Origin of the sequence: Polaromonas sp. UBA4122, from assembly GCA_002381615.1 — a bacterium.
Taxonomy (GTDB): domain Bacteria; phylum Pseudomonadota; class Gammaproteobacteria; order Burkholderiales; family Burkholderiaceae_C; genus Polaromonas.
This window is the reverse complement of sequence record DFWY01000160.1, coordinates 1-25,693: the sequence shown is the minus strand read 5'-3', so window position 1 is coordinate 25,693 and position 25,693 is coordinate 1. Positions and strand designations below refer to the sequence as shown.

The following is a 25,693-nucleotide window of genomic DNA, read 5'->3' as shown; positions in this document are numbered from 1 at the left end:
GCCGCGCCGACCTTGAATGTGAAATGGCAACCGCGCGGTGCGCGGTTGCAGGCGAGGTTAACTACTATCGCGTTGGATTGGTCAAGCCATCTTGCACAGCGTCTTTTCCAGCGGAAGAAACGATTTACCCGATGAGACGATGTCGGCATAGTCATTCTTGTTGCGCATGACTGCCTTGCCCTTACCCTTGAGCAGATAGTAGTTCTTGATGACTTGATGGTCACCCTTGCGAATTTCCTCCACACCAGTGAGCCCTTCGTACTTCATGCCCTCCATTGCCGCGATGACTGCCTTGGGATCGACGCTGTTGGCCTTTGCAATCGCATCGAGCACAATCTTTGTGCAGACGTAGGATCCCGCCAGACTGTAGTTCGGGTCCTCATTCAGGGTAGTGTTGACGAGCTTGACGAATTCCTTGTTGAAAGGCGAATTGATCGCGTGCCAGTACTGGGCACCAAAATACACATCTTGGCAAAGATCTGCCCCCAGCGATTCGAACTGTTCCAAACCGGAAGCCCAAGCCATCACGATCGTCATGTTCTTTTTCATACCGAAGCTAACCGCTTGGCGCAATGTATCGGAGCTTTGGATACTGAAGTTGAGCAGTAGCAGCACATCAGGCTTGGCCGCCATGGCGTTGGTCAGATAGCCGCTGAATTCTTTCTCGTCCAGCGAATGGTAGCTGTTGCCGACGTGCTCGATCCCTTTTTCCTTGAACACTGCCTTGGCCGCGCTCAAAAGCCCTTCCCCGAACACATACTGCGGCGTGATCGTGTACCAGCGTTTCGCCTTCGGCATTTTTTCGATCAACGGACGGACCGTTTGCTCGATTGCGCCATAAGTAGGTACTGACCAGCGGAACGTCGAACGATTGCATTCGCTGCCGGTCAGTTCATCGGCGCCGGCAGTGGTGATAGAGACGCCTCCCGCTTTATCGACTTCCTTGCCGATCGCGAGTGCCTCGGAAGACAGGAAACCCCCTAGAAAGAAGCGGGTTCCTTTTTGTTGAATTGCATCTTGCACCTTGCGGATTGCCGTGGCTGGTTTGCCTTCGGTATCAATAGCCGTGTAGGCCACCGCTCTTCCGAGCACTTTCCCGTATTTTTCGATAGCGAGTTTCATGCCCGTATCAGCATATTTTCCATTTGCAGCAAACGGCCCGGACAAGGGAACGGCACACCCGAATTGAATGGCATCCACTTGTGCCGCAGCACTGCCCAGATAGCCAAGCATTGGTACAGATGCAGAGTATTTCAAAAAATCACGTCGGCTAGCCGTGCTCACTCCACCTGTGGTTACTGCTCTTGAAGATGAACTATGCATTGTTGTCTCCTAAAAATTAAAAAAACACCTAAAAAACCTGAAACTCCAGTAAACGGTCAAACCGCCCAAAACACATTGGTGATTTCCAGTAATCCGCCGGTTTTTTTGGCGACATCTGAGTGTCTGCCTTTCTCGGACGTGATCCACCAACAGCATTGAAGGCGTCAATCAAGCGATTCATTGCAGACCCGGGGGTTTGCGGCGATGCCAATCCGTTACATTTTGGAATGCTTGTCCCGTTTGCAACAGCAAACTTTCCTGCCATGGTTTTGATACGAGTTGGATGCCGATGGGCAGACCGCGTTCGGAAAATCCGGCCGGGAGGCTGATTGCGCAAGTATCCAGATAATTGATCGCGCGATTGAAGGCGCCCAGAGGCGTGATTTCTTCGTCGATTTCTTCCAGCGGGCAAGCGACGAACGGCAGCGTCGGCGTCAGCAACAAATCATAAGCCTGCATCCAGTTATTGAACCTTGCAATCGCTTCTTGGCGGTGCGCCATGATGGCAAGATAAGCGTTCGCATCGACCGCCCTGCCGCTTAGGATGCGTTTGCGCACCCAAGGACCGATCGGCAGGTTCGCGTCCTCAATATAGTCTGCATGCACGTGGTACGCTTCAGCCGCGATGAGCGCGCCGTTGTTGCGCATCAACTCGGCAAAGTCGAATGGGACATTGACATGCTCAATGGTGGCGCCGAGTGACTGAAACGCGCGCATTGCCTCCTGGGTGGCAGCATGAACATCATCGGCTACGGGCCATGGATATTGCTCCGGCTGCATGACGGCAATTCTCAAATGACGGGCGGACACGGGTTCATTGCGTTTGAATGCAAAAATCGGTCGATGCAGCGTATTGGGGTCGCGCCAGTCGGGGCCTGCCAGTACCTGCGTCAAAAGCGCAGCGTCTTCAGCCGTGTGGGTCAGCGGCCCGATCGTATCGAGGCTCGCCGACAGGGGTACTGTCCCGTACAGGCTGATGAGGCCATGCGTCGTCTTCAGCCCGGTCAGGCCGTTGAATGCGGCGGGAGCGCGGATCGATCCCCCAGTGTCCGAACCGATCGCGGCTGGCGCCAAGCCGGCCGCAACCGCTACCCCGGAACCGCTGCTCGAACCGCCCGGAGCACGATGATGGTCGGTCATATCCCAGGGATTACGCGGCGTGCCCATCAGTGGGTTGGTTCCCCATGCGCCGAAAGCGAATTCCACCATATGCGTTTTACCAAGCATCACCATCCCGGCCGCCTGCAAGCGTTCCACCACGGTGCTGGTAATCGAACTACGCCGCGCTTTCCAGGCTAGCGATCCCGCAGTGGTGATCTGTCCGCTGATCTCGCATAGATCTTTCACCGCGATCGGAAGACCATGCAGCGGCGGCAATGGCAATCCGCTCTGCCTCTGCAAATCGGCGGCTTGTGCCTGTAGCAGCGCTGATTCTTCATACACGCTTGTATAAGCGTGCACCTTTTCGTTGAGCCGCGCAATCCGGTCGAGAAAGACCCGCGTCAACTCTACCGAAGAGTATTCTTTTTCCTGTAAACCACGAGCCATGTTGGCCAGGCTCGAAAAAGCGATCTGCTGATTTTTCGTCATGCTTGCATTCTCACAAAATGAAGGTTACTCAGGAAAGTCATATGGGGGGTGGCGCCGTTTCACTATTGACCAGCCGTGCCGATTTAATTTTGACCATTGTTATCCGGGTGACATCGCTAGTCATTTTTTTGGCGGCATAAACAGCTTTGGATGGTCAATGCGTGGTCGGCGGCAACAGCCGAACGTCGAACGTCGAATTAGCCGAAGGTGTAATCCGACCTACGCAGTCAGCGTAGCCTCGACCAGCTTGGACCAGTATGTGGCGCCGACGGGTAGCAAGGCATCGTTGAAGTCGTAGTTGGAGTTGTGCAGCTGGCATGGCCCCATGCCGTGATATGTATCGATGCGATGATTGCCATCGCCATTGCCGATGAACAAATAAGTGCCGGGCACTTTTTCCAAGTAAAAGGAAAAGTCTTCGGACCCGGTAAATGGTGGAATCGTGCGGTCGACATGATCGGTGCCGAAGATCTTTTCGGCCAGATCCGCAGCGAACCCGGTTTCCTTGGGCCAGTTGATCAGTGCTGGATAACAGCGCACAAAATCCAGCTCGCCAGTGGCCCCATAAGCTTCACAAAGCTTGGTCACAATGCGGCGCATATTGTGTTCCATAAGATCAAGCACCTCGACACTGTAGGTTCTGACCGTTCCGCGAATCACGGCCTGCGCCGGAATGACGTTGTAGGCGTCACCCGCATGTATCTGGGTAATCGACAACACGGCCGTGTCAATCGGATTTTTATTACGCGTGATAAGGCTCTGCAAGGCCTGCACCATTTCTGTGGCGATCATGATGGGATCTACGGAATTGTGCGGCTGTGCCGCATGGCCGCCCACGCCATTGATCACGATATCGAAGCGGTTGCTCGACGCCATGGTTGGCCCGGAACGAAAGCCAAAGACCCCGGTAGCCATGCCGGGCATATTGTGCATGCCGTACACCACATCGCAGGGGAAGCGTTCAAACAAGCCGTCGTCGATCATGGCTTTGGCGCCAGCGTTGCCCCCTTCTTCGGCTGGCTGGAAAATAAAATTGACCACACCATCGAAATTTTTATGCTCGGCCAGGTACTGGGCCGCCCCTAACAGCATGGTGATATGGCCATCGTGGCCACAGCCATGCATTTTCCCGGGATTCTTTGAGCAATGCGCGAAACGATTGTTCTCTGGCATAGGCAAGGCGTCCATGTCGGCGCGCAAACCGATGGACCGCGTGCTCACCCCCGATCGCAACACCCCCACGACACCCGTCTTGCCCAGGCCTGTATGCACTTCCAGGCCCAGCTCAGTCAAGCGTTTTGCCACCAGGGCCGAGGTTCGCTGCTCTTGAAACGCCAATTCTGGATGGGCATGAATATCGCGGCGGATAGCGATAAGTTCTTCGTGATTTCGTACTATGTCGGCTAATAAGTTCATGATTCTTGTCTCTTGAAAAGCGCCGTTTTCGGGCACGTTATAAGTACGATAAACCAATTTAATCTTCGGGTTAAGGTCAAGGGCCTAAGCCGACGAGTTGCTGATGGGCCGACAGGTATCTGACCCGCCTCGTAGTTGTGGTCGCCCTGATAAAATAATCCCGATCGTCACCAGGCTATGCCAATTGCGTCTTTACAAATTTAGCCAGATGCACCGCCAACAAACTTAAGGACTGCTGCAAAGCGTCGAAGCCTTGCGATTTTTCGTAGGTAGCTTCATCCATATAGAGGCTGCGATTGACCTCGATTTGCAAACTATGGCGATTCTCTGCAGGGCGCCCTATACGGGCGATCAGCGCCACGCCTTTGAACGGATCATTGCGCGCCACCGTATAGCCACGCCCAATTAGAAATGTTTCAATCGTCTCGACCAGTTCCGGATCACAAGTGACCCCATCGCGATCTCCAAGCACAAAGTCGGCCAACTGCTTGTCGGTATCAATTTCAAGCACCTCGTATGAATTGGACGGCATCGAGTGCAGGTTCAGATGCCAGATGCCGCCAAATTTCTTGTGGGCCGCCTCTATCTGCTGGCTTAATGCGGCATGATAGGGTTGATGAAAGCTCTGGATGCGATTTTCGATTTCGGCCACCCACAGCTTGCGATCGTAAATGGCTTGGTGACGCGCAAGTCGCCATATCAGACCGTTGCCAAGACGCGTTTTCTCGGTAGGATGTAATTCAGTCGCCCAAGGTTCAGCGAGCATGTTGCCGTCAATATCGGTGATCTCGCGGTTAGGGTCGATATACGTGCGAGGGAAATTGGCCGCTAACAAACAGCCCCCCACACCAGGAATAGCCCGCCAAAGTTCGTCCACATACGTATCTTCACCCGAGCGCAGGATCGACGCGGGCAGGCAACTTCCGAAATCCCGGGGATAGATGACGCCGCTATGTGGCGAGTCGCAGACCAGCGGGATCACGCTATCGGTGGGCATCGACAACACAAACGGATCAAAGTCTGAATCAGCAAATTTCATTTCGCGGTTCCTTAATAATCGAGCCATAAGTCAAGGTAATAAATCCAAAATATCGGCCGGCATTATCTGCCTGCATTCACACGACATCATTTAAATGACAAGCGCTCATGTGGTTGAACCTTATAGGTGTGGCCCCATCCATGTCATGCTCCACCAAGTTAAGCACCGGACGCTCTTCGCGGCAGCGCGGCATGACGTGCGGGCAGCGCGGATGAAATGGGCAGCCTGCCGGTGGATCGCTGGGCGAAGGCAGCTCACCCTTGATCGGGTCGAACTGACGCCGCTCTGCCTGTAATCTGGGTAAATCTTTAATCAGTGCCTGCGTATAAGGATGATTGGCGGCCTTGAAAATGGTTTCGGTCGGCGCGATTTCAACAATCCGCCCCAAGTACATGATGGCCACGCGATCCGAAATATGGCTGACTACACCCAGATTGTGGCTAATGAAGAAATACGTCAGCGCGAATTCCTTGCGCAGGTCAATGAACAAATTCAAGACCTGGGCCTGGATGGACACGTCAAGCGCCGCCACTGCCTCGTCACAGACGATGACCGACGGCTTCAAGGCCAGGGCGCGCGCCACACCAACGCGCTGACGCTGCCCGCCCGAAAACTGGTGCGGGTAACGAAAGCGGTAGGCCGGATCCAGGCCCACCTTCTGCATCAGCTCGCACACGTAGGATTCTTTGGCAGCTCGGGCAATCATGCCATGCGCCAGCGGTGCCTCGCCAATGATGTCGATCACCCGCATGCGTGGGTTGAGCGAAGAAAAAGGATCCTGGAAAATCATCTGCACACTTAGCTCATATTCGCGCCGCCCGACAGTATCGAGCGTGGCGATCGAACGACCCTTGTACAGGATTTCGCCACGCGTAGGCGCCAAAATCCCCGCCAGCATGCGTCCTAATGTGGATTTACCGCAACCCGACTCGCCCACTATGCCTATGACCTCGCCGGCGATAATATCTAGGTCGACGCCCGCCACCGCCCGCACGGGCTTGGGTGCAGAACGCCCCTTCAACAGGCGCCCAAGCCTGTCCACCATATCTTGCGGCTGCACATAATGCCGCTCAACCTGGCGTAGACTGAGAATTACGTCATTATTATCCCCGCTCATGTCTCTACCCCGCGATGCCAACAACTCACGCTATGCGAGGGTGCTACTTCCTCGAATACCGGTTCCTGAGCACACTTTGGCGTGGCGCGATTACAGCGTGTCCTGAAAGGGCAGCCCTCGGGCATATTCAGCGGGGACGGTGTCGAACCGGGGATCTGGAACAGGTCCTCTCCCCGCGTGTCGAAAGTGGGAATCGAGGCCATCAGGCCATGCGTGTACGGATGTTGCGCGGCACGTATGATGTCGGCGGTGGGGCCCATCTCCACAATGCGGCCGGCGTACATCACCGCCAGACGATCGGCCAGTCCTGACACTATCGCTAGGTCATGCGTAATCCACATCAGCGCCGTGCCCATCTCACGGCACAGCTTCTGCACTTCGTACAGAATTTGCCCTTGTATCGTCACATCCAGCGCCGTCGTGGGCTCGTCAGCAATAATCAGTTTAGGGGAATTCAACAAGGCAATGGCGATCGCAATGCGCTGGCGCATACCTCCCGATAAATGATGAGGATAGACACGCATGCGTTCTTCGGGAGCCGTAATTCCCACCTTGCCCAGCACGTCGATGGAACGCGCGCGCGCCGCCGCCCGGGAAACCGACTCGTGCGCCTGCACCGTCTCGATCATTTGCGTATCGACGCGCAAGGTAGGATTCAGGGTCATCATCGGATCCTGAAATATCATCGCCATATCATTGCCACGCAACGCGCGATGTTCCTTCGGCGATAAGGTCTGCAAGTCGCGGCCATCAAAAAAAAGACGATCTGCCTGCACCCTGCCAGGCTTATCGACCAGGTTCATGAGAGAAAAACCAGTCATGCTCTTGCCCGAGCCCGACTCGCCCACCAGCCCCAGGATTTCCCCTTGCTTTAGCTGAAAAGAGACGCCATCGACGGCCTTGACCACGCCGCCGCGCGTGTAGAACCAGGTTTTTAGCCCCTGGACATCAAGTAGCCATTGGCTGGAAGAGGACGCCGCATGTGTCAGCAAAAAATGCTCCTGCCTAAATCTCGTTGCGGGGATTGAGAATATCGCGCAAATGATCACCCACCAGGTTGATAGCCACCACCACCAGCGCTAGCGCGATGCCTGGAAAGAATGCAATCCAGTAGGTGCCCGACATCATGAATTCGAAACCGTTGGCAATCAGCATGCCCAGTGAGGGCTCGGTAACGGGCACACCAACGCCCAGAAAGGACAGCGTGGCTTCAAGCGCTATCGCATGGGCCAGATCGATGGTGGCAATCACCATGAGCGGCGGAATGCAATTGGGAAATAAGTGGCGCCACAGAATGCGCTGCCACGACAACGACATACAACGCGCCGCCTCGACATACTCCTTGTTGCGTTCGACAATGGCCGCCCCGCGGGCGGCGCGGGCAAAATACGCCCACTGTACCGCCACCAACGCATAAATCACCTTGTCGACCCCTTTTCCCAGCACCGCCAGCAAAATAAGGGCCACCAGTATCGCTGGAAATGACAGTTGGATATCGACGATACGCATCAGCAGCGCATCAATGCGGCCACCAAAATACGCCGAAATCAGTCCTACCGTCACCCCAATCACGAAAGCCACCGACACCGACACAAAGCCCACAATAAGGCTGATACGCAAGCCATACAAAATGGCGGAAAACACATCTCGCGCTTGGCCGTCAGTGCCCAGCCAGTATGTCATGGCACCGCTGCTGCTGACCGCCCCGGGTGGCAGCTTGGAATCCATAATAGCGAGCGTGGCGATATCAAACGGATTTTGCGGCGCGATCCAGTGCGCAAAAATCGCCAGACACAAGAAGAGCACCAGCAGGATCAGTCCCAGCACCGCCAGCTTACTGGCAAAAAACTGCTCGGCAAATAATCGCAGCATGCTTTCGCGCTTTGCCAGCACAGTTCGGGATTCAAGGGTCGTATTCGTTGTTGTCACGCGCGCGCCTCCAATCGCACGCGCGGATCCAGTATGGTGTAGATAATATCGACCACTAAATTAAGAAGCGCCAGAAACACAACCGTTAACATCAGATAGGCGACCACCACCGGCCGATCAAGTGTAATAATCGAATCGATCAGCAGCTTACCCATGCCAGGCCAGGAAAAAACAGTTTCCGTCACCACGGCAAATGCAAAGACCTGGCCATACTCCAGCCCCCCTATTGTGACGATGGGAATCAAAATGTTCTTCAGCAAATGCACACCCAGCACGCGCTTTTCGGACAAACCTTTGGCGCGTGCAAACTTGATGTAATCAAGGGGCAGACATTCGCGGGTGGCCGCTCGCGTTACACGTATGATCAAGGCGCATTTAGCGGCGGCGATGGTGGTAACCGGAAGAATCAGGCGTTGCCAGCCCGCCCAGCTAAAAATACTAAGCTGAATTGGCCCGAATGCCTCGACCGGCCCACGCCCGCCCGCCGGCAACCAGCCCAACAATACGGCAAACACCATGATGAGCATCAGGCCCACCCAGAAGTTAGGTAGAGAGAAACCCAGCACCGAACTCGTCATGATGGAGCGTGCCCCGAAGCTTTCGGGGTTAAGGCCCGCGTAGATGCCCAGCGGCACACCAATCAGCACCGAGAACAACATGGCCACCGTGGCCAATTCCAGCGTGGCCGGCATGCGTTCAAGGATCAGGCGCATGGCGGGCTCGCCAGTTAAAAAGCTGTTGCCAAAGTCAAGATGAACCGCTGCCTTACCCAAAAAAATGAAGTATTGGTGCCACAAGGGTAGATTCAAGCCCAGCGACTGGCGTATGAGCTCGCGCTCGACCTCAGTCGCTTCGGGGCTGGCAAGCATGGAAACAGGGTCTCCAACCAGATAAATCCCAGCAAACACCAGCGCCGACATGACCAGAACCACTCCAATGGTCTGGAGTAGTCGGCGAATTATGCTGGACAACACCCTGTCAACTGCACTTTACTTGGCTAGAGCCATGTCTTGAGCAAGAGTCAGTTGATCCGAGCGACCGCCGTAGCGCACGTCCTTCTTCATGGCCCAGACAGATAGTTCGAATTGCAAGGGCAAAATAGCGTAATCTTTCATCGCCATATCCGCCGCGCGCTGCAGCATTTCGGAGCGCTTGCCATCGTCCTGTGTTCTGGACGCATCGATGACCAGGCGGTCGAGTTCGGGGTTGGAATAATGGCTCCAGTTGGTCGTGCCCAGGCCCTGCTTGGGAACATGACTGACGACGAGTGCCGTGAGCGGGTGGATCATCTCGCCAGTGACTGCCGCCCAACCCGCCAGGTAGGTGCTGAACGAATAGCTGTCGCGCTTTTTGAAGAACACCGGTGGCGCCATGGTTTCGACATCGGTCTTGATCCCTATTTGTGCCCACATGGATGCCACGGCCTGCGCGATACGCTGGTCGTTGGTATAGCGACCGGCGGGCGAGCCCATGGATAGCGAGAAGCCCTTGGGGTATCCAGCGACAGCCAGCAGTTCTTTGGCCTTGGCCGCATTGGCGGCAGGCACCGTCGAATATTTTTTGGATGCGCCAAAAGCCGGGTAGGCCAGCAAATTAGCGGCCGGCTGAGCGACCCCGTCCATGATGCGTTCGACGATGGCGTTTCGGTCTATCGCCAGTGACAAGGCCTCACGTACCCGCTTGTCGGTCAGGGGGTTCTTGCCTTCGGTGCCTGACATGCCGGGAGGCACTTCCTTTGACTGGTTCAAAGCCACGTAAATCACGCGTACCGAGGTGGTTTCCTGGATGTGCAGCTTCTTATCTTTGTTGAGCTTGGGCAGGTCATCAGTCGGGGGATTTTCAATCACATCAACGTCGCCTGCCAGCAAGGCCGCTACCCGTGCCGCCGGATTCGAGATAGGGCGATATGTAACCTTATCCCAAGCCGGTTTGTTGCCCCAATAATTCGGGTTGCGATCAAGCACGATCTCGGCGCCGCGCTTCCAGGATACGAATTTGTACGGGCCGGTTCCGATCAGGCCATCGCCGCGATTCAATTCAACTGTAGTCTTGCCTTCTGGGGCCGGTCCGGATGCCGCTTTTTTGGACATGATGGGCAGCAAGGACAAATTGGCCAGCAAGACGGGCGACGGGCCCTTGGTGGTGATTTTGACCGTTAGAGGATCGACAGCCTCGACCTTGTCAACAGAGCCTAAATAAAGGGTGTAAGAGGATGGGCTATTCGGAACCTTGGGTACGCGGGCATAGGTGAAGAGCACATCGTCAGCGGTAAAAGGTGAGCCATCCGAGAACTTCACGTTAGGGTGCAATTTGAACAGCCACACATTGCCGTCGACCGTCCAAGACTCGGCCAGAGACGGGATCGGCTTACCCGTGGAGTCGGTGCGCACCAGTGGATCGAATATGGTTTCCGATAACTGTATATTGGGTGTGAGTGAATGGAATTGAGGATCCATCGAGCTAGGTTCGGAACTCAGCGCGATCGTCAAATCACGCGCTTGCGCCATGCCACCCACGCTTAGAAAACTGACAGCCATCGCTGACAACAGGATTGTTTTGTGAATTAACTTCATGGTCATGCTACTTTTTATAAAAAACGAGCCTAAAAAGGCCATTCAAGCTAAGCAATGCTACTGAGTTAGTGTAGCCATCGAACGACGATAAAAGTTCAGTGTTTCCCCTATGCGCGTCGCTGGCCCAACGGCCATGCTATAAAACTTCGTATAGCGCAATGGACGTAAGCAATGGGATGGACGCTCCTACCTTGAACGGTTCTGTTGCATTAGCTGTCCTGTATCAACATCTGCGGTTCACACAAGCAATACAGATGCTTGTACTGTTATGCAAGGTCTATGCCAATAAATTAAATCATCGCCAGTATGAAGAAAAGCATCATGCCTCGCACCTCTGAATGCCCTTCGTCTACGAATACTTAGCCGCTTTGCTGGCCCAGGCCAGCGCGCTGATTTCCATAGAAGTCGATGCCGTCATGCAGGCCAACGGTTTCCCCCCACAGAACGGTAGATACTCGCTAGGCTCTCGGCCAGCGAGGGCAGGAACATTGGAGGGGCTGGCCCAGGTTTCGATTGCCAAGCAGCCAACGGTGACTCGCCTCCTGGATCGCATGGAAGCCAAGTCCACTTTGGAACGATTCGCGCACGAAACCGATCGGCGCATCATGATGGTGCACATTACGCACCAAGTTCAGAAGATCGTGACCGACCGCATACACTGAGTAATCGGCTACCCAATACGGTTTTGTCACGTTAGCCGCGGATGGACGTGATTCTGTCGGTGACGAATGCCAGTCCCTCAGACTGGGACTGGACGGATTTGCCCTGCCAGCGCATAAAACTGGTCGGCAACCGACATCTCGGCGCAGCCCTGCATCATTTCTTCAAGATGGCGATAGCTCAACAGATAAGCCGCGTACCAACGGATGCACACCAGAATGACATCGATCGGGAAACGCATCCCTTTGGTCGCCAACATCTCGTTTCAAGCCTTTTCAGTTAAAGCGCTCAGCATAGACGAACGGGCTGATTGACCGTTAACGCGACAAAACCTTTGCTTAGCCCCCCAATCCGGCGCGAGCTTGCGCGTGAAGAATATGGGTCTTCATGTTTCTGCTGGCCACATTTGCATCACCTGACTTGATTGCTTTGATGATCTGAAGGTGTTCAAGAACAGGGGCCGTACGATGTTTGGTGCTCGCATCCTGGAACGCCAGGTTCCTGCATTCGGTTATTACGACATCAAATGCATCCAGCATCTCCAGGAGCAGCGGATTGCCTGACATTTCTGCGAGCTTGCGATGGAACTCGCGATCGGCAGCCGACATGGCCAGCAGATCTGCGGATTTAACCGCTGCTGCGAGCTTGTCTGTCAAGCGCTCCAGCATCTTCACCTCCGCGAGTGTCGCGCGCTGTGTTGCGAGAAGGACTGATAGGGATTCCAGTGACGCCCTTACCGTGTACACATTTTCCAGCGAATATTGCGCAGCGAAACGCCAGCGTGCGGACCGAACAGCTTTGGGGTCACGCACGAACACCCCCCTCCCCGGCTCGACCTGAAGTAATCCAAGCCCTTCCAGTGCTGAAATTGCCTCGCGAATCGCCGGCCTTCCAACGCCAAGTTCTTCTGCGAGCAACCGCTGGCCAAGTAAGGGTTTTCCCACGGGATACTTGCCGCTACGAATGCGCTGCTGGATGATTTCGGCGGCATGTTGAGGTGCACTTTTTTTCATTACCTTCGCCGTCTTTCTATTTGTGTTGCACGCAGGAAAAAATGTGGTTATATTGGCGGGTCTTACTGGTCAGACCAGTAAGACCAGTCGAGAAAACAGAACGGCTGATACAGCACCATTTTCACCTTAGGAGGACGACAATGCAACGGATTATCTTGGCCCCCCTGCTTCTGGCATTTTTCGGCGGGGCTGCCTACGCCCAGGAGCCCATCGCCATTGGCATCAGTATCGCGCAATCCCCGCCGGGTTCGGTCGTGCAGGGCGTACAGGTAAAAGACGGTGTTGAGATCATCAAAGACATGATCAATGCAAAAGGTGGCGTGCTTGGCCGGCCGATCAAACTGATCTATGAAGACAACCAGGGAATCCCCGAAAAAGGGAGGTCCGCAACGGAAAAGCTGATCGTCAAGGACAAGGTTGTTGCGGTCACTGGCGGACATCAAAGCTCCGTATGCTTGGCGGAAATCGAAGTAGCGCATCGCTATAACGTTCCTTACGTCAACACTAATTGCTGGTCTGACGATGTCCGAAAAAAGGGCTATTCCCAAGTCTTCAATCCGGGAAATTACAACACCCGCGTATCCACCGCAATGGCCGAAACGATTGGCGCCATGGGCGTCAAGCGCGTGGTCGCCTTTGCCGAGAATACCGATTACGGCATCGGCCAAGCCAAATTGATGGGGGAGCTGATCAAGGCCAAGGCACCCCAGGTCGAGTACAAATACGAGACGCTGGACCGGGCTGGCAAGGATTTCACGCCCGCTATCCTCGCCCTGCGAGCGAATCCGCCCGACATGGTGGTCAATGTCATGTTGCCGCCGGCCGCTTATATCCTGATGAACCAGCTCTACGAACAGGGCGTCGCACCGAGTCCCAAGACCTGGATGTATGACGGCGCCGGTCTGGCCGACTACCCCGATTTCTGGCAAAACGTGAAAAATGCCGGCAAATACATGCTGTCGTTCGGTCTCTATCATCCGCAAATGCCGATGCCGAAAGTAGGGCAGGAGGTTTCTGCGGAATATACCAAGCGCACCAAGGGCGAACCCAACCGCTTGATTTTCCAGGCAGCCGATTCGCTGCTCCTGATTGTGGATGCGATCAGGCAAGGCAAGAGTACCGATCCCGACAAGATCATCAAGACACTCCAGACGATGAAGTTTGAAGGTGTTCGCGGGTCCTTCCAATTTTCCCAGCAGCCGGGGTTCACTTATCAGCAGTGGGTCGATATTCCGTATGTGAATTACCAGCTCACCGAAGTCAACCAACCGGTTTCGAAAACTAACCTGATCCAGGGACCGGGTCAGCCGCTCAATGTCGGCAAGCTGCAAAAGCCCGTCAAATAGAAATTCATCCCGGCTCAGCCCCCTCGGGCTGGGCCGTCTAATCTGATTGGGTTTCCAGTGAATAACTTGCGTGAATCGCTGGTCGGCTATGCCGCTTGGCTTGGCTACGGGCACGGTGAAAGGGCTGAGGCCTGGGTTCAGCGGCTGGAAATCAATCGACCGGAATTGGATTATTTCCGCGCGCAGCCGCTTCCCTCCTGTCCGGCTTATGTCGCATTGCCAGCGCCGATGCCGGTTCCCGACGGAGCGCCAAATCTAGCGCAGCATATTGCAGTGACGCCGCATGCCGAAGTCCTTGATGCCATCGCGCGTGCCAGGGATTTGGCAGGCTGGAATATGTTCACTTGGTTGTCCGACCAAACGCCGCGGCATGAGCCCGGTTTTTTGGGGGGGATGCCTGTGGCCGTAAAAGATTTGATGGCCATCGCAGGCACTCCTCTGAGCGGTGGCAGTGCCGCAGTGGCAGACACGACGGCGCTGCGCGATGCCGAAGTGATTGCAAGGCTGCGGCGAGCAGGTGCTGTGTTTATTGGCGCTACCAATCTGCATGAACTGGCGTACGGCATCACCAGCGACAACCCGCGTTTCGGACGGGTGATCAATCCTGCCGTGCCGGACCGGATTCCCGGCGGATCGAGCGGCGGCACCTCCGCCGCCATTGCCGCCGGCATCGTCCATGCTGGACTCGGAACCGACACTGCGGGTTCGATCCGGGTGCCGGCCGCCTGTTGCGGCATCGTCGGTTTCAAGCCGAGCTACGATGTTTTGCCCAGGGATGGCGTAATGGATCTCGCGCCCTCGCTGGATCATGTCGGTCCATTGGGACGAACCGTGGCCGATACCGCGGCACTGTTTGCCGCCATGCTGGACTTGCCGTCAATGCCGGCCTGGCGCTATACCGGCCTGGCGGGGCGCAGGATTGCCCGGCTGGCTGGCTACTTCGATCAGCCGCTCGACCCGTGCTTACGAGACGCCCTGGCCGAAGCCATGCGGGCGCTCGCGGAGGATGGCGCAGCCTGCTCGGTTACCCAGATCGATGGCATGGAAGCTGCGGCTGCTATCCAGTTAAACACGATTTGCGCCGAAGCCAGCGCTACCCACAACGAGCGCCTGCAGCAGCGCGGTGAAGCGCTCGGCGAAGATGTTCGGGTGCGGCTCGAGATCGGAAATTTCCTGCCCGGACACTGGTATGTCAAAGCCCAGAAGATGCGGCGCCAGCTGGCTGATCACATGGACGCCGCGTTCGACCAGGCCGACTTCCTGATTTGCCCGACGATGCGCGCGCCGGCGCCACCCATCGGTGCAGTCCGAGTCGAGATCGAGGGACGTTCTTATGCACTGCATACCGCAGTGACGCAACTGACGATGCCGTTCAACTTGACCGGACACCCGGCCATTTCCATTCCATGGAGCCATACGCAGGACGGCGTGCCGCTCGCCCTGCAGATCATCGGCAGACGTAGCGCGGACTGGCAGGTGCTGGCCATAGCCGAGCGGCTTGAACACCTGTCTCCATGGAGCAAACGGCAAACGGCCGCTAACAGTAAAAAGAATCGCCATGCTGGCAATTGACCTGCTCGTTAACGGCTTGATCTTCGGCTTGTTCTACGCGCTTATGGCGGTTGGACTGGCCATGATTTTTGGCGTATTGAAAGTGGTGAACTTTGCCCATGGTGAGTTCTACATGGTGGGTTCTTATGCGTATGTGCTCATTTCGCTGAAACTGGGCGTGTCGCCGTGGATCGCGTTGCCAGTCGCGGCGGCCGCAGGCGCAGCGCTCGGATGGCTGGTCGAACGCACGTTGATGCGGCCTCTGTACAGCGGTTACGCAAGCTGGAGCATCATGAAGGATGAATACGCAGTCGTCGTCACGTTTGGTCTTTCGCTGCTGCTCATCAACCTGGTGGACAAGATCGTCGGCCCTTATCCGATTCGCGGTCCGGAGCTGATCGAAACCACCCGTTTCGCGATCGGACCCATCATGCTCAACGGTCAAAAGCTGATTGCGGCAGGCATCTCGCTGGCGATACTGCTCGGCCTTGCCTTGTTCATCAAGAAGTCACTGTGGGGCCGGCAAATACAGGCGGTTGCACAAAACCGGCTGGGTGCTTCGCTGGCCGGCATTGACGCCACGCGCACCACCAGCATGATCTTTGCCATCGCCGGTTTGCTCGCAGCATTGTCAGGCGCCCTGCTCGCGCCAGTCATTAATCCTTCCCCGGACGTGGGGGCCTTCCCTGCCATCAAATCCTATGTCATCGTCGTGCTTGGCGGGATGGGTTCGATTTGGGGTGCGATGATCGCCGCCCTGTTCCTGGGGGTGTTCGAGGCCTTCTTCGCTGTCTATGTGTCCTATGCCTATCGCGACGCATTCGGCCTGCTGCTGCTGATCCTGGTCCTGATATTCCGACCGCAAGGTTTGTTCGGAGAGAAAGGACGTGAGGTATGAGCACCCCGCGCAATCTCTGGGCCAACCGGCTACGCACGGATTTTCGAGCGGCGCTAGGCTTGCTGGCAGTGCTGGCATGTATTCCTTTCTTCGTGACCTCGCCGTATTCGCTCGGCATCGTCATCGTCAGCATGTATTTCGCGATGCTGGCGATGGGATGGAACCTACTGGCCGGGTTCACCGGTCAGTTCTCGCTTGCGCCAGCAGCTTTCGCCATGCTCGGGGCCTATACCACGGGGCTGCTTAATTATCATTGGCAGGCACCGCTTGCGCTTGGCCTTCCGGCCGCAGTGCTCGGCACGGCGCTGGTGGGATGGGCACTGGGACGGCTTATCCTTCGCTTGCGTGGCCCCTATTTATCCCTGACGACGTTGTCGTTTGCCGAGATCGCACGGGTCGTCATCAGCAATTCTCATGAATTTACGCGTGGTGACCAGGGCCTGAACGTGCCAACCTTAATGCAGAGCAGGGTCGGCTACTACTATCTTTTTCTCGCGGTTCTGGCATTGACGTTGGTCGGACTTTATCTGCTCATGCGCTCAAAGGTAGGGCGTTTCTGGCTTGCGATTCGGGACGATTCCATCGGTGCCGAGACCCGCGGCATTGATGTGGTGCGCTATAAAACCCTGGCCTTTGGACTGTCGTGCGCGATCTGCGGCTTTGCCGGTGCGCTCTACGGCACATTCAGCCAGCTCGTCAGTCCTGAACTCGGCCTGTTGCTGCAAACCGGGCTGGTTATTTCGATGGTAGTCATAGGCGGTATCGGCACCCTGACAGGCCCGATCCTCGGTGCGCTGCTGGTCTATCTTTCGTCGGAATGGCTGCGGGAAATTGGTGGCATACAGCTGATTGTTTTTTCTGCGCTGGTGATTATCTTCGCGCGTTTTTTCCGCACCGGACTCTGGGGCCTGGTTACTAGCTGGCGCCCGCGCCTGAAGAGCGCGCCCGATGCAGCGAAGGAGCCGACATGAGCCTGCTCATGACAAGGGGCCTTTCCATACATTTCGGTGGCGTCGCGGCGGTGGACGATGTCAGCTTTGCCGTCGAGGAAGGCGAAATCCTCGGTTTGATCGGACCCAACGGATCGGGCAAGACAACGGTGCTCAACATGCTTTCTGGATTTCTCCAGCCCGATGCCGGCGAAGTCATTTTTGCAGGAGAGAATGTGACCCGCCTAACGACGGTTGAGCTGGCTCGGCGCGGATTGCTGCGTATGTTCCAGATGACGCGGGTTTTCGGACGCATTACGACACTCGACAATATGCTGGTGGCGGGAATGGCGATGGGGTTGACCGAAAAAGAGACCAACCAGCGCGCCCAGGTGTTGCTCGAAGAACTAGCCATGACGCATGTCCAGTATCTCGATGCGGGTCAGTTATCGGGAGGCCAGCGCAAGCTTCTTGAGTTTGGCATGTGCTTCATCAAGCCGCCAAGAATGGCGCTGCTCGATGAACCCTTCGCGGCCGTCCATCCAGTGATGCGGGAAACCATGGCCAACTTCATCCGGCGCCGACATGCGATGGGCCAGACCTTTGTTCTGGTCAGCCACGACATGCCTATCGTCGTCGAGTTATGCCAGCGCTCGGTGTGCATGAATGCTGGCAAGGTCATTGCGGTGGGATCGACCCGAAGCGTACTGGAAAGCACGCCGGTGATCGAGGCTTACCTTGGAAGTTCCAGCCATGTCTGAATTGCTGTTAAACGTCGAGAATGTGACGGCAGGCTATGCGCAGGACATCGATGTGTTGCGCGATGTTTCGCTTCAGGTCCATGCTGGGAAAGTCAGCGGATTGATAGGCTTGAACGGCGCAGGAAAATCCACGGTCGTCAAAACAATCTGCGGCTTTTTAAGCCCGAAAGCCGGACAAGTCAGCTTTATGGGAAAACCTATTTCGGGAGTCGCTCCGCACCAGCTGATTGATCTCGGCATCTGCTGCATCCCGCAAGAGTCCAGCCTGTTTCCTTATCTGACGGTTGAGGAAAACCTCCTGCTGCCATTGCAGGGGCGCAGGAAAAAATTTGGCGGTGTCATTGCGCAGCGCTTTGAGGAAGTGCTAGTAGCCTTCCCTGCGGTTCGCGAGAAGCGCCGGGCGCAAGCCGGCGACTTGTCTGGCGGCCAGCAGAAACAGGTAGAGTTTGCGAAAGCCTGGCTGCAGCAGCCGCGAATGTGCCTGATCGACGAACCGAGCATCGGGCTGTCGCCGATCATGGCCGAAGAAGTATTCTCCTGGATCGAAAAATTTACCCAGTCCGGCATGGGAATTTTATTGATCGACCATAACGTCAGGCGCGTCGTGCGCATGTCTGATCACGTCCATGTGCTGAGCCTTGGCCGTATTACAGCGGCGGGCAAGAAGGAAGCCTTCCAAGGCGATCTGCATGAACAGGTGAAGCAGTGGTTGGGGCTGAACTTTTGATGCGGCGTATCGCATGCCAAAGTGTCACGGCGGAAAACTTTTTCCGCTTCGGACTGGTGATCGACGCCAGGGGCGCTACGCCAGAATTCATCAACGAGGGCACCACAGAACGATTCCCGGATCTGGCCTCGTTCGATCCGGGTGTCCAGGCCGCCAGCCCGGTGATAGGAATTTACCTTGCAAATGCACGTACCTTTCCACTGAGAATTACAAAGCTCGAACGCCATCGGCAGGCCAGTCAGGTCTTTATTCCGCTGGGCATGCATCGCTTTGTCGTGGTTGTGGCGCCGGGCCGGGAAACTCCCGATTGGGAACAGGTCACGGCATTCCTGACGTCGCCTGGCCAGGGCATCAGTTTGCATCGGGGAACCTGGCATCATGGTCTGGTCGCCCTGAATGATGCGGACCGGTTCGCCGTTATCGAGGGCAGAAACTACCGGGGGGACACAGAAGAACACATTGGGCAGGTAGGACTATGGCTTGATGGCCCCGTTTCGTCATAGTGAACACTCGTTCGGCATCACTGTACTGCTGGTGAAAGAGAATGTCCGCCAGGCGCGGGCGTTTGACCTTGATGGTTACGTCCTGTCCTAAGAGCACCGGTTAGCGCAATTCAGCGCCCAGAATACGGTACATGGCTGGTCGATTCGTGCCGCTATTTCGGCTAACAACAATATGGAGACCTCAATGTCTGACAATTCAGTAAGTAACGCGGTCAACGATGCGGTAGCGCTGACACAGACCTTGCTGCGGCTGAACACCATCAATCCGCCCGGCAATGAAGACCAGTGCACCGGGTATCTGGCAGAGCTGCTGTCGGCGGCGGGCTACGATTGCCGACTGGTTGAATTCGCACCGCACCGCAGCACCCTCGTCGCACGCATCGGCGGCAGGCCTGACAAGCCGCCGATCTGCTTCACCGGCCATGTCGACGTGGTGCCGCTCGGTTCAGCGAAATGGTCACATGACCCGTTCGGCGCAGAGATCGTGGGCGACAAGCTGTATGGTCGCGGTTCCAGCGACATGAAAAGCGGCGTCGCCGCCTTCACTATCGCCGCGATCGCGGTGGCCAGCGAGATCAAGGATAGCGCTGGCTTGACCTTGGTCATTACCGCCGGCGAGGAGATCGGCTGCGAAGGAGCGTTCCATCTGGTTGGCATGGAAGATGTGGCCGACATTCTTGGCAAGGCCGGGGCGCTGGTGGTGGCTGAGCCGACCGGCAACGAACCGATGGTGGGCCACAAGGGCGCGTTCTGGCTGAAAGCCAGCGCGACCGGCGTCACCGCCCACGGCTCGATGCCCGAGAGCGGTGACAACGCCATTTACAAGATCGCGCGCGCCGCACTGGCGTTGGAAAACTTCGATTTCGGTACCGCACCGCATGCACTGATGGGGCAGGGAACGCTCAACATCGGGACCGTGCGCGGCGGCCTCAACATCAACTCGGTGCCGGATGCAGCCGAGATGACGATCGATATCCGCACCGTCGCCGGTCAGGACCACAAGCAGATATGGGGTTGCCTGTGCAGTCGCATGGGGACGGGAATCGGCCTGCAAACCCTGCTCGATGTCAGCAGCGTCTACACCGCGCCGGAAGATCCGTGGATGCACAGCGTGATCGCGCGCTGCCAGACCCATTTCGATACGCCCTTGCAGCCCAAGACCGTTTCCTATTTCACCGATGCGGCAGCCCTGCGCGGACCGCTCGGGCAGCCGCCAACCGTGATTCTGGGACCGGGAGAACCCCACATGGCGCACCAGACTGATGAATTCTGCTACGTCGCGCGGATAGCCGAAGCAGAAAAACTATTCCGCCACATCATCCTCGACTGGTGCACTGGATGAACTCGATCGTGCTCAAGGAACGGGATGCCAGCGCCGTCGCAAGGCAGTTGGAGTAGACCTGAACCCATGTCGCCACCGATGCGGCGGTGGGTATGCATTCGACCAACCCATGTTGACCGGTGGTCAACGATCAGGTAGCAAGTGAACCGTACCGGACGACAAGCATGAGAACGGCAATCAAGGCCTAAGCGGAATGGCACTTACTTTGGCTCCCAATCATGACCATGGATCTTGATCTTTCGACGAGCCTGAGCGCGCGGAACCTTCAACCATAGATAGGGTTTGGGTCGTCGCTTTCGCATTCGTGGCTCAATGCGTGAGGGTCGATTGCCAACCCGACATTGGGCGATCAACGTGAACATCCGCCCGCAATCCTTCGTGGCCGACAGACCTCGCGAGACCCACTCGGTCCACAATTGGACGGTGTGCTTGAAGCTCAGCTCGCGTGGGTCTACGCCGGCATTGCAGGCGGCCTGCGCCATGAGCAGTCGGATCACGTTGTAGGCCAGTAGATGGATCCACAGTTGTTTCTCGTTCATCTGCGGCGTCTGGCAGTTCAGAACGTCCATACCCATGGTGCTCTTGAGGTTGCGCAAATCGAGTTCGACGTTCCAGCGACGCGCATAAAGCGCGGAGAGATCGTCCTCGCTGACGTGCCGGTGATCCATAAAGGTGGTGACCAACACCTGATGTGCGACCTTGGCTTCGCGCACCGTCAGTTCATCGGGAAATGCCTCGTACTGCTCAGGCGTCATCCACTGTGGACGCGCCGCAGGCTTGGGCCAGTGCACGATGTGATCACGCGTGCCAACCGACCTACCACGGCGAAAATCGGTGATGCGCGATCCGTTTTGCTCGAACAATACGTCTACGTCTACGTCTACGCCTACGCCTGCGGCCATGAGGGTGGCGATCAGGAAATAGTTGCAGTACAGGGCATCGGCGAGCATCACATCACCTGGGCAGAAACCTTCGAGCAGGCCGCGCACCAGGCCGAGTTCGCCCGTGCCCTTGCCGCTGTGTGGCCCTATCGCCACATCCAGCGCCGCGCCGGTGGCCAAGCAAATCACCATGTCCAGTCGGGCCAATGGAAAGCCCACGCCTGGGTGCTGGGTGCTGGGTGCTGGGTGCTGGGTGCTGGGTTGGGGATAACGCTCCTAGTTTTCTGGGGTATCGGGGCTGCGGGAAATTCGGCGCAAGAGACATGAAAAGTCGAAAAGATCTTTCGCGTACACCTGCGATCTTATAGGTTCGAAACCTATAACCTTTATAGCCAGTTATTGTTGCTGCCAGTGGATTGGGGTTACAGCTTGAAAGTCCAAAACTCTTTGAACTGCTTGCGCGTGACATTCACCTCACTCCATGAAAGTGAATCCCTCACGCGCTCGGTAAAGCTGTTCTGGTCGCTGCGCGCCACGCACAAAGTCATCCACCTCCAATAGACTAGGTGCCCCTGAGTCGACGTCGGAACACGCCCTTGTCCCGTGGCCTCGCAGGTGCGCTGTAATTCGCTCAGGGGAAGCATTCGGGCAACCCTCAGCCATTGGCAAAACGCCCACGCAGATACGTGATAATCGCGCCGGAATCAGTCATCCACTGGCTGTTACCCGCCTGGTCGGTAATTTTCAAGCAGGGCACCTTGGCCTGACCGCATCCGCGCACCAAATCCTCACGGTTCTTTGCGTCTTTTTGCGCGTCACGGCGTTCAATCTTGAGTGACAAGCGATGCATTTCCTGCCTTACCTTGATGCAGAAGGGACAGGTCTTGTATTGATAGAGAACGAGGTTCTGACACTGCTGATCAACACCCGCCTGCACCGCAGGCTGACGTATCTGTCCAGCCGGTCGATTGGCAACTTCCCAGAGCAGCATCACGGGACCGAGGACGAACCGCAGGATTTTGAAGAATATTCTGACCAAAAATTTCATGCTGGATACCGGGAATGGATAGAGGGAGGCCGCGCGGCGTCCGCAAGGGATTTCATGAAGGTCTTCCTCCAGCAGTTTCCGGGAAAGCGGGCGCTGTTGAGATGAAGACACTACATAACTCGCTTCGCTCCAGAGCTCATCAGCTCAAAAACGGCAGCTTTACCATCGTCGCAGACCCCGAACTGGCACTGAGTTCGGGTCTGCGCCTTTTTAAGCGTCCAATTGCTGCTGAGAATTTGCTAGTTTTAAACTGCCATTCGGCCCAGCAATGATTCGACCACTCTCCATCAATTTCTTGATGGCTGCAGTCATCGAGCCCAGGGGAATTCCGGTCTCTTGCCCAATGACCGTTTGGCTAACCTCAGTGAATTCGTTCGAATTAAGCACGCGCTCCAAATACTGCAGAAGCTTGGCTGGGTTACCGCTGAGTTCAAGCGTTTTTCCTGAAGCACCAGCGAGTTTGGTCGAGCGTACTTTAGCTTCTGGTATTGATGTCTTTTTCTTGGCTTTAGCCAACACGTCGGTGGGCGTCAGGTCATTTCGACTCTCCACGCTCTGCTCAACGGAACCCTTCGGCGCAGTAGCTACACGGGCATTAGGCTTCGATGTCTTTTTCTTCTTTTTGACCATCACGGCCGTAGGTGTCAGGTCATCTTGACTGACCACACTCTTTCCAACGGAACGTGTCGGCGCGGCAAGAACAGGAACTTGCACCACGCTGGGCTGGTCATCAGCTGTCATTTCGGAGGCTACTTGAAACACTTTTTTGATCTCTTCTTCGATCCCCGCAATCGTCTGCGAGAGGCGCGCTAACGTCTTCCAGTTCTCAAATAAAGCGTCATTACCCAAACCATACGGGTTGGATCCAATAGCTGCATTGACACGATCGGCGTATTCCTTAACTGCGTTTTTGAGCTTAGCATCTGCGGTGTATGCCGCGGCGCCGGCTTTTTGAATGGCTGACAATGTCGAGCTAGAGAGTGGCATGGGTCGGATCCTTTTTGACAACTAATTGGGAAACGAGAATTGTGCGGCTTACCTTGGTGCGCGACCGCGGTTTGGGTCGGAAACGAATAGGCAAGGCATCCATCTCAGGACACGCATTTTACCGTCGGCTGGTTTGACAAGACCAAGCTCAGATTGCACACCTTGCGCCCGCAGTTCGCTACTCAGAGGATATCGACGTGGTATGGGTAAGGCCAATCGGAACAGACGTGCTCGACCAGCATCTGCGTTGGGTGTTGACGCCTACCGTCGCTGTACCGTGTCTATGCCGAGCACGCTGCAGTCTTCGGCGCCGTGCCCGGCCTCGATGAGCTGATCCATGCGGGCCGCCACCGACGGCAGCGCCGCCATCGGCCGATCGCCCGTGGTCTCGAGCATCAGCCGCACATCTTTGCGTGCCATTGCCAACTCAAAACTCGGTGTGAAGATTCCTTTCGCCATATTCATGCCACGCCCGGCCACGATCGCATTTAAGTCGATAAAACCAAGCAGCTTAATGGCGTCTTCTGCACTGACGTTGCTCGCCTGTGCCATGGTGAATACGTCAGCCATCACCGCCGCGACGCCGATGATCATGGCGTTGCCGAACAGTTTGTTCACGGCGGCCAGATCGGCGCGTTCGCCCATGTACTCCAGCCGGCCCGTCATTTTCGACAGCTCAGCCTTGACGGTTTCGAAGAGCACCTTGGGCCCGGCGACCATCATCGTACCCTGCGCATTGCGCGCCGCTGGGGGGCCCATGAAGACGGGGCAGTGCAGGTACTTCACCCCTTCGGCATTGAGACGTGCGGCACGCGCTGCGGTGCTTGTCGGCAATGTGGTGGTGTGATCAAGGATGATCGTATCGGGTGAAAGCCCGGCGCGCGCTGCCGCCAGCACCTCTTCGACCACGGCGTCGTCCTTGAGCACGATGTGAACGCGCACCGCGTTGCGCACCGCCTCGGCCGGGCTCGCTGCTGCGGTCACTCCAAACTGCTCCAGCGCATGAACTTTGTCGGGCGAACGGTTCCACGCGGTGACCGTGTCGCCGCGTTTGGCCGCCGCTTCAGCGAAAGCGCCGCCGAGCAAGCCGGTACCGAGAAAAGCGATGTTTGCCATAAGTATGATCCTTGAGAGTTTGTGCTATTTGGAAAGACGGATGCGAACGAGGGATAGGAAATTCAACCTTACAACTCAGGATCTTATCTGTTGCGGCCAGTCAGGAATTGACCAGGGATACGATTTAGAAAACACTGATCACAGCCAAATCGGCGCCAACAGTCAGGGCTCAAGCCGTGGCTGGCGTGTTCAGCCAGCGCCTGGCCAGTTGCACCCAATAGGTACCGCCCAGTGGGATCAGATCGTCGTTAAAGTCGTAGCTGGGGTTGTGCAACGTGCAGGGACCATCGCCATGGCCTGTTTCGCGGTGTACTCCGTCGCCATTGGAGATAAAGCAGTAGACGCCAGGCTTGGCCCCATTCTGCTGCCGACACACTGCATCGTCATGTCCGTTCTCCTTAAGCTTTCGTTTGTGGTGGTGGCATTGCCTGCCCCACAGCCCAGATAAAGCCAGCGATAACGGTCACTCAGCAATGTGCACCTGGTCGATATAGGCAGTTGACTAAAGAAACCTATTCACTTTTCCCGCAAGGTCTCGCTCGTACTCCCGCCCCGGCGCCTTGGGATTGTCGGTCTGCCAGAAAGCAGTGCTTGCGTTGCCGCTAACCACTGCCTATGGCGGGCAAGGGGTCCACGACGTGGGCGGAACCTCCTCGGCCTGCACGACGGTGACGCTGAGCAAACGCGTGGATTCTGGCGTGCCGCGACGCAGCAACACCCTCGCCCTCACCCAATGGCCATTTTCAATCTCCAGCGGCAAGGTCTCGCGGTTTGCAGTCAAATGCAAATCACCAATTGAAAGGCACAAGGTGCAGCGGATTCGGCCCGCCCATTCCAGTTTCCAGTCTTCAATCCGGCCTAGCACGGTGATGACAGACGTGTTGGCCAAGCCTTAACTCCAGCCGATCAGCTTTACACCCCGGCGATCTGATCGCCACCCAACA

The 25,693-nt window shown here is 56.3% G+C and carries 23 protein-coding genes and 3 pseudogenes; 9 read left to right on the top strand and 17 right to left on the bottom strand.

Annotated features, from left to right (window positions below):
- Positions 1–81 precede the first annotated feature (81 nt).
- From B3F77_RS19040 to B3F77_RS19000, 9 genes are all read right to left on the bottom strand, one after another.
- The gene (locus tag B3F77_RS19040) at positions 82–1,323 is read right to left on the bottom strand and encodes an ABC transporter substrate-binding protein (RefSeq protein ID WP_293606472.1); all 1,242 of its coding nucleotides are present in this window, start codon (positions 1,321–1,323) and stop codon (positions 82–84) included.
- A gap of 177 nt (positions 1,324–1,500) precedes the next feature.
- Positions 1,501–2,913, bottom strand: coding sequence for an amidase (locus B3F77_RS19035; protein ID WP_293606471.1), 1,413 nt, complete (start codon positions 2,911–2,913; stop codon positions 1,501–1,503).
- 219 nt (positions 2,914–3,132) lie between these two features.
- Positions 3,133–4,329 carry a M20 aminoacylase family protein gene (locus B3F77_RS19030; RefSeq protein ID WP_293606470.1) on the bottom strand — a complete coding sequence of 399 codons (1,197 nt, stop codon included), beginning with the start codon at positions 4,327–4,329 and terminating at the stop codon, positions 3,133–3,135.
- Between the two features lie 175 nt (positions 4,330–4,504).
- Positions 4,505–5,368: an N-formylglutamate amidohydrolase gene (locus B3F77_RS19025; RefSeq protein ID WP_293606469.1), complete on the bottom strand. Its 864-nt coding sequence runs from the start codon at positions 5,366–5,368 to the stop codon at positions 4,505–4,507.
- Between the two features lie 76 nt (positions 5,369–5,444).
- Positions 5,445–6,485, bottom strand: a complete 1,041-nt coding sequence (locus B3F77_RS19020) for an ABC transporter ATP-binding protein (protein WP_293606468.1) — start codon at positions 6,483–6,485, stop codon at positions 5,445–5,447.
- A complete protein-coding gene (locus tag B3F77_RS19015; protein WP_293606507.1) occupies positions 6,482–7,474 on the bottom strand; it encodes an ABC transporter ATP-binding protein in 993 nt (330 codons plus the stop codon). Before B3F77_RS19015 ends, B3F77_RS19020 begins: the two co-directional genes overlap by 4 nt.
- A 16-nt stretch (positions 7,475–7,490) precedes the next feature.
- Positions 7,491–8,357, bottom strand: coding sequence for an ABC transporter permease (locus tag B3F77_RS19010; protein WP_293606467.1), 867 nt, complete (start codon positions 8,355–8,357; stop codon positions 7,491–7,493).
- A 53-nt stretch (positions 8,358–8,410) separates the two neighbouring features.
- Positions 8,411–9,388: an ABC transporter permease gene (locus tag B3F77_RS19005; RefSeq protein WP_293606466.1), complete on the bottom strand. Its 978-nt coding sequence runs from the start codon at positions 9,386–9,388 to the stop codon at positions 8,411–8,413.
- Between the two features lie 15 nt (positions 9,389–9,403).
- Positions 9,404–10,987: an ABC transporter substrate-binding protein gene (locus tag B3F77_RS19000; RefSeq protein WP_349678428.1), complete on the bottom strand. Its 1,584-nt coding sequence runs from the start codon at positions 10,985–10,987 to the stop codon at positions 9,404–9,406.
- 338 nt (positions 10,988–11,325) lie between these two features.
- Here B3F77_RS19000 and B3F77_RS18995 point away from each other — a divergent pair, with 338 nt between their 5' ends.
- Positions 11,326–11,649, top strand: a complete 324-nt coding sequence (locus B3F77_RS18995) for a MarR family transcriptional regulator (RefSeq protein ID WP_293606465.1) — start codon at positions 11,326–11,328, stop codon at positions 11,647–11,649.
- Positions 11,650–11,801: 152 nt separating this feature from the next.
- On the opposite strand, the pseudogene B3F77_RS18990 reads toward B3F77_RS18995, so the two are convergent.
- Together B3F77_RS18990 and B3F77_RS18985 are read right to left on the bottom strand one after the other, a co-directional pair.
- Positions 11,802–11,906, bottom strand: a pseudogene (locus B3F77_RS18990) (IS6 family transposase); the annotation flags it as partial.
- 79 nt (positions 11,907–11,985) lie between these two features.
- Positions 11,986–12,660, bottom strand: a complete 675-nt coding sequence (locus tag B3F77_RS18985; RefSeq protein ID WP_293606464.1) for a FadR/GntR family transcriptional regulator — start codon at positions 12,658–12,660, stop codon at positions 11,986–11,988.
- A 140-nt stretch (positions 12,661–12,800) separates the two neighbouring features.
- Here B3F77_RS18985 and B3F77_RS18980 point away from each other — a divergent pair, with 140 nt between their 5' ends.
- The 8 genes from B3F77_RS18980 to B3F77_RS18945 all read left to right on the top strand — a co-directional run bounded on the left by B3F77_RS18980 (position 12,801) and on the right by B3F77_RS18945 (position 20,717).
- Positions 12,801–14,006 (top strand): ABC transporter substrate-binding protein, encoded by a 1,206-nt coding sequence (locus tag B3F77_RS18980; RefSeq protein WP_293606463.1) that lies wholly within the window; start codon positions 12,801–12,803, stop codon positions 14,004–14,006.
- 57 nt (positions 14,007–14,063) lie between these two features.
- A complete protein-coding gene (locus B3F77_RS18975; protein WP_293606462.1) occupies positions 14,064–15,578 on the top strand; it encodes an amidase in 1,515 nt (504 codons plus the stop codon).
- Positions 15,565–16,455, top strand: coding sequence for a branched-chain amino acid ABC transporter permease (locus B3F77_RS18970; RefSeq protein ID WP_293606461.1), 891 nt, complete (start codon positions 15,565–15,567; stop codon positions 16,453–16,455). The genes B3F77_RS18975 and B3F77_RS18970 overlap by 14 nt, the downstream gene beginning before the upstream one ends.
- The gene (locus tag B3F77_RS18965) at positions 16,452–17,426 is read left to right on the top strand and encodes a branched-chain amino acid ABC transporter permease (RefSeq protein ID WP_293606460.1); all 975 of its coding nucleotides are present in this window, start codon (positions 16,452–16,454) and stop codon (positions 17,424–17,426) included. Before B3F77_RS18970 ends, B3F77_RS18965 begins: the two co-directional genes overlap by 4 nt.
- Positions 17,423–18,145 (top strand): ABC transporter ATP-binding protein, encoded by a 723-nt coding sequence (locus B3F77_RS18960; RefSeq protein ID WP_293606459.1) that lies wholly within the window; start codon positions 17,423–17,425, stop codon positions 18,143–18,145. Before B3F77_RS18965 ends, B3F77_RS18960 begins: the two co-directional genes overlap by 4 nt.
- Entirely contained in the window at positions 18,138–18,872 is a 735-nt protein-coding gene (locus B3F77_RS18955; protein WP_293606458.1) for an ABC transporter ATP-binding protein, read from the top strand. The genes B3F77_RS18960 and B3F77_RS18955 overlap by 8 nt, the downstream gene beginning before the upstream one ends.
- Positions 18,872–19,375, top strand: coding sequence for an ureidoglycolate lyase (locus B3F77_RS18950; RefSeq protein WP_293606457.1), 504 nt, complete (start codon positions 18,872–18,874; stop codon positions 19,373–19,375). The genes B3F77_RS18955 and B3F77_RS18950 overlap by 1 nt, the downstream gene beginning before the upstream one ends.
- 241 nt (positions 19,376–19,616) lie before the next feature.
- Positions 19,617–20,717 (top strand): M20 family metallopeptidase, encoded by a 1,101-nt coding sequence (locus B3F77_RS18945; RefSeq protein ID WP_293606456.1) that lies wholly within the window; start codon positions 19,617–19,619, stop codon positions 20,715–20,717.
- Positions 20,718–20,917: 200 nt separating this feature from the next.
- On the opposite strand, the pseudogene B3F77_RS18940 reads toward B3F77_RS18945, so the two are convergent.
- From B3F77_RS18940 to B3F77_RS18915, 6 genes and pseudogenes are all read right to left on the bottom strand, one after another.
- Positions 20,918–21,895 (bottom strand): annotated as a pseudogene (locus B3F77_RS18940) (IS4 family transposase); the annotation flags it as partial.
- Positions 21,896–22,253: 358 nt separating this feature from the next.
- The gene (locus B3F77_RS18935) at positions 22,254–22,757 is read right to left on the bottom strand and encodes a glutaredoxin family protein (protein WP_293606455.1); all 504 of its coding nucleotides are present in this window, start codon (positions 22,755–22,757) and stop codon (positions 22,254–22,256) included.
- Between the two features lie 99 nt (positions 22,758–22,856).
- Positions 22,857–23,633, bottom strand: a complete 777-nt coding sequence (locus B3F77_RS18930) for a hypothetical protein (protein ID WP_293606454.1) — start codon at positions 23,631–23,633, stop codon at positions 22,857–22,859.
- A gap of 261 nt (positions 23,634–23,894) precedes the next feature.
- A complete protein-coding gene (locus B3F77_RS18925; RefSeq protein WP_293606453.1) occupies positions 23,895–24,749 on the bottom strand; it encodes an NAD(P)-dependent oxidoreductase in 855 nt (284 codons plus the stop codon).
- Between the two features lie 169 nt (positions 24,750–24,918).
- Positions 24,919–25,104, bottom strand: a pseudogene (locus B3F77_RS18920) (amidohydrolase); the annotation flags it as partial.
- Between the two features lie 258 nt (positions 25,105–25,362).
- Complete coding sequence (locus B3F77_RS18915; RefSeq protein ID WP_293606452.1) at positions 25,363–25,638, bottom strand: hypothetical protein; 276 nt, start codon at positions 25,636–25,638, stop codon at positions 25,363–25,365.
- Between the last annotated feature and the right edge of the window lie 55 nt (positions 25,639–25,693).